9 protein-coding genes are annotated in these 9,482 nt (G+C 56.3%); all 9 read left to right on the top strand.

Going from position 1 to position 9,482, the window contains the following annotated elements:
• Nucleotides 1-78: 78 nt before the first annotated feature.
• The gene (locus ERD80_RS02350; protein WP_021313206.1) at nt 79-561 is read left to right on the top strand and encodes a type VI secretion system tube protein Hcp; all 483 of its coding nucleotides are present in this window, start codon (nt 79-81) and stop codon (nt 559-561) included.
• A gap of 149 nt (nt 562-710) precedes the next feature.
• Nucleotides 711-1,703 carry a hypothetical protein gene (locus ERD80_RS02355; protein WP_136545646.1) on the top strand — a complete coding sequence of 331 codons (993 nt, stop codon included), beginning with the start codon at nt 711-713 and terminating at the stop codon, nt 1,701-1,703.
• Nucleotides 1,700-2,113, top strand: a complete 414-nt coding sequence (locus ERD80_RS02360) for a hypothetical protein (protein ID WP_021506789.1) — start codon at nt 1,700-1,702, stop codon at nt 2,111-2,113. Before ERD80_RS02355 ends, ERD80_RS02360 begins: the two co-directional genes overlap by 4 nt.
• A gap of 835 nt (nt 2,114-2,948) precedes the next feature.
• Nucleotides 2,949-4,769 carry a type VI secretion system-associated FHA domain protein TagH gene (gene tagH / locus ERD80_RS02365; protein WP_136545647.1) on the top strand — a complete coding sequence of 607 codons (1,821 nt, stop codon included), beginning with the start codon at nt 2,949-2,951 and terminating at the stop codon, nt 4,767-4,769.
• Complete coding sequence (locus tag ERD80_RS02370) at nt 4,766-5,557, top strand: protein phosphatase 2C domain-containing protein (RefSeq protein ID WP_021506792.1); 792 nt, start codon at nt 4,766-4,768, stop codon at nt 5,555-5,557. Before tagH ends, ERD80_RS02370 begins: the two co-directional genes overlap by 4 nt.
• Before the next feature lie 10 nt (nt 5,558-5,567).
• Nucleotides 5,568-6,545, top strand: coding sequence for a hypothetical protein (locus ERD80_RS02375; RefSeq protein ID WP_058771450.1), 978 nt, complete (start codon nt 5,568-5,570; stop codon nt 6,543-6,545).
• Nucleotides 6,546-6,561: 16 nt separating this feature from the next.
• Nucleotides 6,562-7,386: a type VI secretion system accessory protein TagJ gene (locus ERD80_RS02380; protein WP_136545648.1), complete on the top strand. Its 825-nt coding sequence runs from the start codon at nt 6,562-6,564 to the stop codon at nt 7,384-7,386.
• Nucleotides 7,376-7,951: a type VI secretion system baseplate subunit TssE gene (gene tssE / locus ERD80_RS02385; protein WP_021506795.1), complete on the top strand. Its 576-nt coding sequence runs from the start codon at nt 7,376-7,378 to the stop codon at nt 7,949-7,951. Before ERD80_RS02380 ends, tssE begins: the two co-directional genes overlap by 11 nt.
• Nucleotides 7,952-7,953: 2 nt before the next feature.
• The coding region (tssF, locus tag ERD80_RS02390; RefSeq protein WP_136545649.1) for a type VI secretion system baseplate subunit TssF at nt 7,954-9,482 on the top strand (1,529 nt) is incomplete at its 3' end.

Here is a 9,482-nt window from a genome sequence, read left to right on the forward strand (position 1 = left end):
ATTCAGCCCCATGCTTTCCTGTTTGCCATAACGATGCTTTATCAAAGCAGAACGTAAATCAAGCAAGAGAAGATAATTATGGCTATTGATATGTTTTTAAAAGTTGATGGTGTGACCGGCGAGTCTAAAGACTCCAACCACACCGGCTGGACCGATATTACCTCTTTCAACTGGGGTGCTAACCAGCCGGGTAATATGTCTGTTGGCGGCGGCGGTGGTGCAGGTAAAGTAAATTTTGCTGACCTGAGCGTAAATGCACTGATTGACAAATCCACCACTGCAATCCTGAAAAATTGCGCCAGCGGTAAGCATATCAGCAAAGTAGAGCTGTCCGTATGCAAAGCAGGCGGCACGCAGATTGAATACGCACGTATCACACTGGAAGATGTGCTGGTGTCAAAAGTTGATTATACCGGTGCTGCTAATGGCGATACCCTGAGCGTGACTTACGCGTTCCAGGCTGCCAAAGTGAAACAGCAATACTGGGAGCAGAGCTCTTCAGGTGGTAAAGGCGCTGAAAGCAGCGCTGGCTGGAACATCAAAGAAAATAAAGAAGCGTAATTGCTTTATTAAGCGGCCCTGCGGGGCCGCTATAAATATTTCAGAATGCTTATCTGAAAATATAATTGAGCGGGATACAACTTACAGAAGAGATGTTAATAAGATTGTCTTTTAACTAAATAAATATTTAACTGCAAAAGGAGATTGTGATGACAGGTAAAACTTCCATCGAACCGGGATTTTGTGTAGTGCAACGCCCTGGAAGCCTTACCGAGCAAGCGATGTGGCTCTACGGTACGCGCAACATGCCGGCAGCAAATTACTTTTTGCAGTTAAATGCTGATGTCGCATGGGCTAAACCGGGACAAATCCTGATCGTTGCTGATCCGGAAGGAAACAATCATCCTGCGGCAATGAGTGCCCTGGCAACGGCAAAAGCGACAACCAACAATAATCTGGCGCATCTATCCGTTGATGAGGCTGACTTTTTCAACCGGCACTATGCTTCGATCGCTGCTATTACTAATTATATGGATCAAGCTTCGGGTCTAATCGGTGATGCAGGCGAGAAATACTTCTCAGAAATAGCAAAGAAACTAACTGCCATTGAAAATGCCTATCGCAACCAGTACCTGACGGCAGGCACGCTATTTGGTGAGCAGTTTTTTATTGAGCGTCGCCGTCTGTTTGGCGAACTCGAACAGCTGCTTAATCGCGTTTCGCGATTGATTCTGAATTTGAGACCCTACGATAAAATTAAACATGCATTGAATTTGTCCAGTTCATCCATTGTGCACGACTGGCAAACCGCTGGAGTGGGAGCAATTCGTGGCTACTCAACCTACGTAGATGGTGCAGCGAAAGCAGCTAAGTTTATGAAAGCCGGGGGGTTGGTAGCTGTAGGATTTGGTGCCTTAAATACGACGAATGAGGTCTATCAGGCTTGTACGGTGGACCGGAAAAATGAGTGTGCTAAAGTTGCCGTAACCGAATACGCTAAATTTGCAGCGAGTACAATGGCAAGCGTTTATGGTGGTACATTTGGTGCAGCCTCAGGTCAGTTTGTTTGCGTTGCTTTGGGAATAGGTACTGGACCGATAGGTTATCTTACATGTTCACTGGTTGGAGCTGCTGTAGGTGGATATGTTGCTGGCGAGGTAGGTGGTTGGCTGACAGGATTTACAATGGATAAAATTTTATGAATTTTCCTGATGCTTTAATTTTTCTATCTGTATTTTCTTTTCTTTTATCGATCGTTTTACAAATTTCTGGCTATGTGATTTTTAGAAGAAATATCAAGAAATTCGAAGTTATTTTGTCTGAATTTCGACAGAGAAATCTTCAGCTAGACATCACGACGAATATTTCCTCTTACTTTAGCGCATCCTTTCATCCGCTTAAAATAGCTTATTTTGCTTATCTTTATAAAGGTGTCATGCTCTATCATAAAAGGAATGAAAGGGTAAACAAGGAAACCTATGATTTCATTCAGTCCCTGCCTAAAGAAAAAATAAACTGGTTGCTGCGTCTGCATACTTTAAATCTGGTTACTGCCTTTTTCATGATTGGCGGAGGCGTGGGGTTTATAATCTGGAGGCACTATTATAGTTAATCAGTCGCAGCATCTGTGATGGACATAGCTCCTGAAGCTGGGACAGTCATGATTATGGAAAACTACTGTGGACCTATTACTATCAATATCAGCTGCTTTGATAGGCTCGGGTTGCATTTTGCAAGTATGGGCATTTATCCTGTTCAAGAGTAATCAGCGGAAATTTGATTTTATAATGAGTGAGTTTCAGCGTATTAACCTGCAGAACGATATTATCACGCAGGTTGCTAATCATTTTCCATCATTATTTCATCATAACAAGGTCTCATATTTCGCACGGCTTTATAAAGGTGTGACCATGTATCATAAGAAAAATGAGCGGGTTAGTGCTGAAACATATAATTTTGTTCAAAATCTCCCATCTGAAAAGATAAAATGGTTGCTCATAGTGCATAACCTAAACTTAATCAGTGCGCTGCTATTATTTTTAGGTGCCGTAACTATTTTAATTTATAAGCGGATGCACTGATTTCTTCAGTATACTGAATGAAGTTTTCAGAATTATATATGTCTGCTTTCATTGTTTATATTGAATAAATCAGTTGTCGCTACATCCCGGCTAATCGTCTTGATCCGGTGTACTGACACTGCACCGCGCACATATTGTAGCGGCGCGATTCATCGCGCAATAAATGGTGCCGCTACAAAATTGCAATCATTTCTAAGCCAACGAAATTTCTAAATGACAAATATGACACAACGCATCGCGCTTTAACGCACTGCCTCAATCACCTTATATCGCACACAGCATCGTATCACCCGCTTCCTATATTTCGCGTCTTTCCCCGAGAGCCGCGCAATATAGATGCCGAACCGCTAACCGCAGGAACCCGTTATGCGCTTTACGATAATAACGACTAAACCCGGCCACCAGCCGCCGCAAACCCGCTGTGACTTTATGCCGCCCGGCGGCACCATTGGCCGCGGGGTGGACAACAATCTGGTGCTGCCGGATGACGATCGCACCATTTCTCGCCTGCAGGCGATTGTGCACATCACCGCCGCTGGCGAATGCCGCCTCACCAACCGGGGCAACGTGACGCGCGTGCTGCTCAATGACATCCCGCTGGAGCGCGGGCGTCAGGTGGAATTACAGGATGGCGACGTGCTGGGCATCGATGATTACCAGCTGCTGGTCAACGATCTCAACGGCGCGCAGCAGCCGCAGGCCGCCACGCTGGCACCGCAGCCGGTGGTGCAGGCTCCGGTAATGGCTGATGTGCCACCGGCGGAAAAAGATGCCAGCACCGCCGCGATCCCCAGCGAGATCTGGGACAGCCTCGCCAAAGAGTTCTCGATCTCTGACGATCTGTCGAAGCGCAAAGCAGCGGCCGAGGTGCTGCCGGAGGCCAATCCGCTCACCGCGCCGGCCAGCCTCGATCGCAACCCGGAGGATCCGCTGGCTCAGCTGGTGAACGATGCGCCGCTGGATATTGGCCAGCAGCCGAAAAACACCAGCCTGTTCGATGAAGGCGATGCGCTGTTCGCGCAGGAAAGTATCTTCGACGATCGCACCCCCAGCACACTGTCGGCGCAGCAGAATGCCGCCGCGCAGCCGCAGGTCGAAAGTGCTACCGAGCTCGATCCGCTCAGCCTGTTTGGCAGCCAGAGCAGCAGCGACGTGCGCAACCACGACGATCCGCTTGGCCTGATGATGGGTAATGCGGTTCCGCTCGCGCAGCCGGAGATTGCGCCGACACAGACGGTACAGCCGCAGCCCGACGTCCAGCCGGAAACGCCCAGTGAACCCTCGCCGGAGACGGCACCGGTCGAGCTGGCGGATCTCAGCAGTTCGCCACTGTTTGATGACACCGAAACCCAGGCCACGCCGCCGCTGATCGAACCGCAGGCGGAGCAGCCGGAGACGGTTGCGCCGCAGATAGATTACGGCGGTATTACGTTGCCCACGCCGCAGGCGGTGCAACGTGTACCGTCGCCGACGCCGAAAGGGCGGCTGCGTATCGATCCGGTGGCTTCCAGCCATCAGAACGCGGCACCCGCCAGCCAGGCGACAGCCAGCCACAGCAGCGGCGACGCGCTGAAAGGCGAACTGCTGGATGCACTGCTGGAAGGCATGGGGCTGCGCGATCTGCAACCCACGCCGCAGTTCGACCGTGAGCAGATGCTGCAGTTTGGCCAGATGCTGAGCATGTTCTCGCAGGGCACCGTTGCGCTGCTGTCGTCACGTTCGATTCTTAAGCGTGGCGTTAAAGCGGATATGACGGTGATCCTCGATGACGCCAACAACCCGTTCAAACTGCTGCCGTCCGGCAAAACCGTGCTGATGCAGATGTTTGGCAGCCGCATGCCGGGCTTCATGCCGCCGCGTCAGGCGGTGCGTGATGCGCTGATCGATCTGCAGGCGCATCAGCTCGGCATGATCGCCGGGATCCGCGCCATTATCGCCTCGATGCTGCAATCCTTTAATCCGGATCAGCTGGAAGAGGAAGCCCGCCAGGCGGGATCGCTGTCGCGCCTCGGCCTGCCGGGCAGCCGCAAAGCCGCGCTGTGGGAGCATTTTGTTGAGCGCTACGGCGAGACGGCGGGCGAGATTGAGGACGATTTCCATACCCTGTTCGGCGAAGCTTTCCTGCATGCCTACGACCTGGAAGTTAATCAGTACAAAGATTCACAAACCCACACGGATGACGCATGAATATCACCATTGCTTCCACGTCGAATCAGGGCGACCGCGCCAGCAATCAGGATCAAACCGGTGAGGTAATCGGTGAACGCTCAGCCTGCTTCGTGGTGTGCGACGGCGTAGCAGGATTTCCCGGCGGCGACGTGGCCGCCCGCATCGCGCGCAGCAGCCTGATGGAGGCGTTCGACGGTAACGCGCACCTGGATGCGCAGTCGATTCGCAACTACGTCAACCACGCGAATCACGCGATTCGCCAGCAGCAGAAAGCCAGCAGCGAGCACAGCCGCATGGGCACCACGCTGGTCAGCCTGTTTGTCGACCGCGACTACGAGCTGGCCTACTGGGCGCATGCGGGCGACAGCCGGCTGTATCTGTTTCGCCGCGGCTACCTCTATCACGTGACTACCGACCACAGCCTGGTGCAGCAGATGAAAGATGCCGGCCACCAGACCGAAGGTATCAACAGTAACCTGCTCTATTTTGCCCTCGGCATGGGCGATGAGCAGCGCGACGCCAGCTACAGCGATGTGGTGGAAATAGAAGACGGCGACGCCTTTTTGCTGTGCACCGATGGCTTCTGGCACGGCGTGACGCTGGAGCAGATGCAGCAGTCGCTGCACATGGTCAATACACCGGAAGAGTGGCTGACGCTGATGCAGCAAATCATCCGCAACGGTCAGCCGGATAACGGTCAGCAGGATAACTTCAGCGCGCTGGCCGTCTGGATTGGCTCACCGCAGGACACCACCTTACTGCACTCGCTGTCCGAAGCGGCGCAGTTTTTCCCTCTTCGAGATTGAGAACGCCAACATGAAACATGGATTACTGGGTCTGGCTGCGCTGCTGCTCAGCACGCACGCATTTGCTGAGAACTATCGCATCGTGCAGTCCCCGGCACAGAAACTGGATGTCTGGATTGATGACGTGAAAGATAACCAGCTGGCGAGCTGGTGTAAGCGCAATGTTGATCTGCGCATCGTCACCCACGGCGCGAAAAACGTCGCGGCGCTGGAGGATTTTCTGCCGCGCGTCGCCGGGCTGATGGCATCGCAGTGTAAAGCGCTGCAGCAGCTCAACTGGGCGCTCAATGATGATGACGGCAACCCGATCGCCAGCGGCAGCGCGGCCAAAGCGCAGCAGTGGCAAACGGTGGTAACGCCGCCGCCCGCGCCCGTGCAGCAGCCTGAGACCGCTGCGGTTGCCCCTGCCGCGCCGGTGCTCAACTCGCCGCAGGCCGATACCACGCCGTGGCTGCAGTTCAGCCTGCTCGACGGCTGTCACTTCCGCACCTGGTGGCAGCATCCGGCGCAGACCAGCGCGCTGTTCGTGCCGTCAAAACAGGGGCTGAGCTGCGGTCAGGATGGCTGGCTGAGCGGCCGCAGCAGCCTGACGCAGATGGGCAACGGTGCGGCGAAAAGCGTAGTGGTGACGTTCCTGCAGGGCTTCCCGATTGCCGGCCTGAATAACAAACAGCAGAGCGCCGAGCTCAGCATCACTACTGTCAACAGCGAACGCATGGTGCTGAGCAACGAGAAGTCGCCAGACAGCTGGCTGGTGCTGCCGTTCAGCAGCCAGTTCAACGGCTGGCAGGCACCGGATCAGGTGGTGGTGCAGATGCCCGCCAGCGATGCCGCCGATGAGAGCGCACTGCGCGCACGGCTGCAGGAAGTACGCAAAGTGTGGTCGCCGTGGCTGAGCGCCAGCGCTCCGCTGAAAGTCCAGCTGGTAGAGCAGCTGCATCCGGAGCTGAAAGATCCCGCCGCCGCGGTTTACCGCACCATCAACTAACGCAAAAGGAGCTTGCATGGAGTCGTTACAATCGCGCCTGGCCAGGGCCTCACTGGCCGATAACCTCGCCGATATCACCCGCCAGATTCAGGCCAGCCCGGCCAATGCCGACCTGCGCGCGGCGTTTGTGCAGCTGCTGTGCCTGGCGGGCAACTGGACGCGTGCGCAAACCCAGCTGCAATCGTGGCTGGCGCTGACGCCCCAGGCGCAGCCGACCGTCACCTTACTGCAGCAGGCCATTGCCGGTGAGCAGCAGCGTGAAGCGGTACTGCGCGGCGCGGCGCAGCCGCAGCTGCCGGGCAGCGCGTGGGCGTGGTGTGAAACCCTGCTGGCTGCGCTGACCGCCGACATCCGCGGTGACTTCGCGCAGGGCGCTGAGCAGCGTGCCGCCGCGCTGGCGCAGGCCGACGCCAATCCGGGCCAGCTGCAACAGCAGGAACAGACAACAGACTTCGCATGGCTGATGGACGGCGACAGCCGCTTCGGGCCGGTGTGCGAAGCCATCGCCAACGGCCGCTACTACTGGATTCCGTTCGCCGCGATCCGCGAGATGGAATTTCAGGCGCCTGCCAGCGTCACCGATTTGGTCTGGCGCCATACGCGCGTGCAGCTGGTAGATGGCAGCGAGCAGATTTGCCAGATCCCGGTGCGCTACCCGCTGCTGCCGGGGGCGGATGAGCGCTACCTGCGCGCCAGCGTCACGGAATGGCAGCCGCTGGGCCACGATGACAGCCAGTTTACCGGTCACGGCCAGAAGCTGTGGCTGAGCGACAGCGGCGAGTATCCGCTGCTGACGCTGCAGCAGCTGACGTTCCAGCCAGGCGGCAGCGATGAGCCGTGATAACAGCTCGCACAACGACGGCTATGCCCAGCTGCATGGCGGTTTCCGCGCGCGTAAAAATCGCGATGCGCTAACCGCGCGCGACAAGTTGCAATCCTCGTTACTCGATCGTCTGACTGACAACGCGCCGGACAAGCAGAGCGAAGCCAGCAATACCACGCTGATTTCCCACAGCACGCTGCGCCGCCACGTGCTGCGCGATCTGCAGTGGCTGTTTAACACCATCAACAACGAAGCCCAGCAGGATCTCAGCGCCTTTGGTGAAGTGCAGCGCTCGGTGTGGAATTTTGGCGTGGCGCCGCTGGCCGGACAGAATATCTCCGACATCGAATGGCAGGATATGCAGCGCAAAATGACCGATGCCATTCTGCACTTTGAGCCGCGCATTCTGCCGCAGGGGCTGCAGGTGCGCTGCGTCAGCGATCTGAAATCGCTCAGCCTGCACAACGTGTTATCGATTGAGATCAAAGGCCGCCTGTGGTGCGTGCCTTATCCGCTGGAGTTTCTGTTCCGCACCCAGGTTGATCTGGAAAGCGGTCATTTTGAACTACTGGATGCAGGTTAATCATGGACAGCAAACTGCTCGACTACTACAACCGCGAACTGGCCTATCTGCGTGAGCTGGGCGCGGAGTTCGCTGCGCGCTATCCGAAAGTCGCCGGGCGGCTGGGGATGCGCGGCATCGAAGTCGCCGATCCTTACGTTGAGCGCCTGATGGAGGGCTTTGCTTTCCTCACGTCGCGCGTGCAGCTCAAAATGGACGCCGAGTTCCCGCGCTTTTCGCAGCGGCTGCTGGAGATGATTGCGCCGTCTTATCTGTCACCTACGCCGTCGATGGCGATTGCACAGCTCACGCCGGACAGCCGTAAAGGCGATATCAGCAATGGCTTCCACGTGCCGCGCGGCACCATGATGGAGAGCCAGCACCTGAAAAAAAGCGGCGTAACCTGCAGCTACACCACGGCGCATGATGTCACGCTGCATCCGCTGCGCATCAGCGAAGTTTCACTCGGCGGCGTGCCGGGCGATCTGCCGCTGGGCGAACTGAAGCTCAGCGGTCGCGGTGCCGCCAGCGCGCTGCGCGTGCGTATCGCCTGCGAAGGCATTTCGTCGCTCAGCCAGCTGAATGTCGCCGATTTAATGCTGTATCTCAGCGGCCCGGACATTCAGGCGCAGAAACTGCTGGAGCTGCTGATGCAGCACCGCGTCGGCATCGTGCTGCAATCGGTCGAACAGAAACCGCTGCGCCAGGTGCTGCCGGATGACTCGCTACAGCAGGAAGGCTTTGCGCCAGAGCAGGCGCTGCTGCCGGACGATCTGCGTAACTTCGACGGCTACCGGCTGCTGCAGGAGTATTTTGCCTTTCCGGCACGTTTCCAGTTCATCAACCTGAGCCAGCTGGCACCGTTTCTGCGCCGCTGCGATAACGCACAGGAATTCGACATTATCATCCTGCTGGATAAGGCTGACAGCGCGCTGGAAAGCGTGGTGGACAGCAGCCATCTGGCACTGCACTGCACGCCGGTGATCAACCTTTTTCCCAAAACGGCCGAGCGCCTGAAGGTCAGCGACAGCCAGCACGAATATCATCTGGTGGTGGATAACATCCGGCCGCTGGACTACGAAGTGCACTCGGTGCAGCGGCTGTTCGCCACCGTTGAGGGCAAGCGCGAAGAGCAGTTATTCCGCCCGTTCTGGAGCACCTTCAGCGGCGACGACGGCGATTACGGTGCCTATTTCTCGCTGCGCCGCGAGCAGCGTACGCTGTCTGAGCAGGCGCAGCGTTACGGCACGCGCACCGGCTATATCGGCTCGGAAGTGTTTTTGTCGCTGGTGGATGAACATCACACGCCGTGGCGCGACGACATGCGCTACCTGTCGGCAGACGTGCTCTGCACCAGCCGCGATCTGCCGCTGATGCTGTTGCAGCAGGAGCAGGGCAATTTCGTCATGCCGGATTCGATCCCGGTCGGTCAGCTGAAATTGTGTAAAGGCCCGACGCCGCCGCGTCCGGCGCTGGCCGAAGGGCTCTCCGCGTGGCGTCTGATCAGCCACCTGCAGATGAACTACCTGAGCCTGATGGACAGCAGCGACGG

This window comes from Pantoea sp. R102, assembly GCF_004916815.1.
Lineage (GTDB): Bacteria > Pseudomonadota > Gammaproteobacteria > Enterobacterales > Enterobacteriaceae > Pantoea > Pantoea dispersa.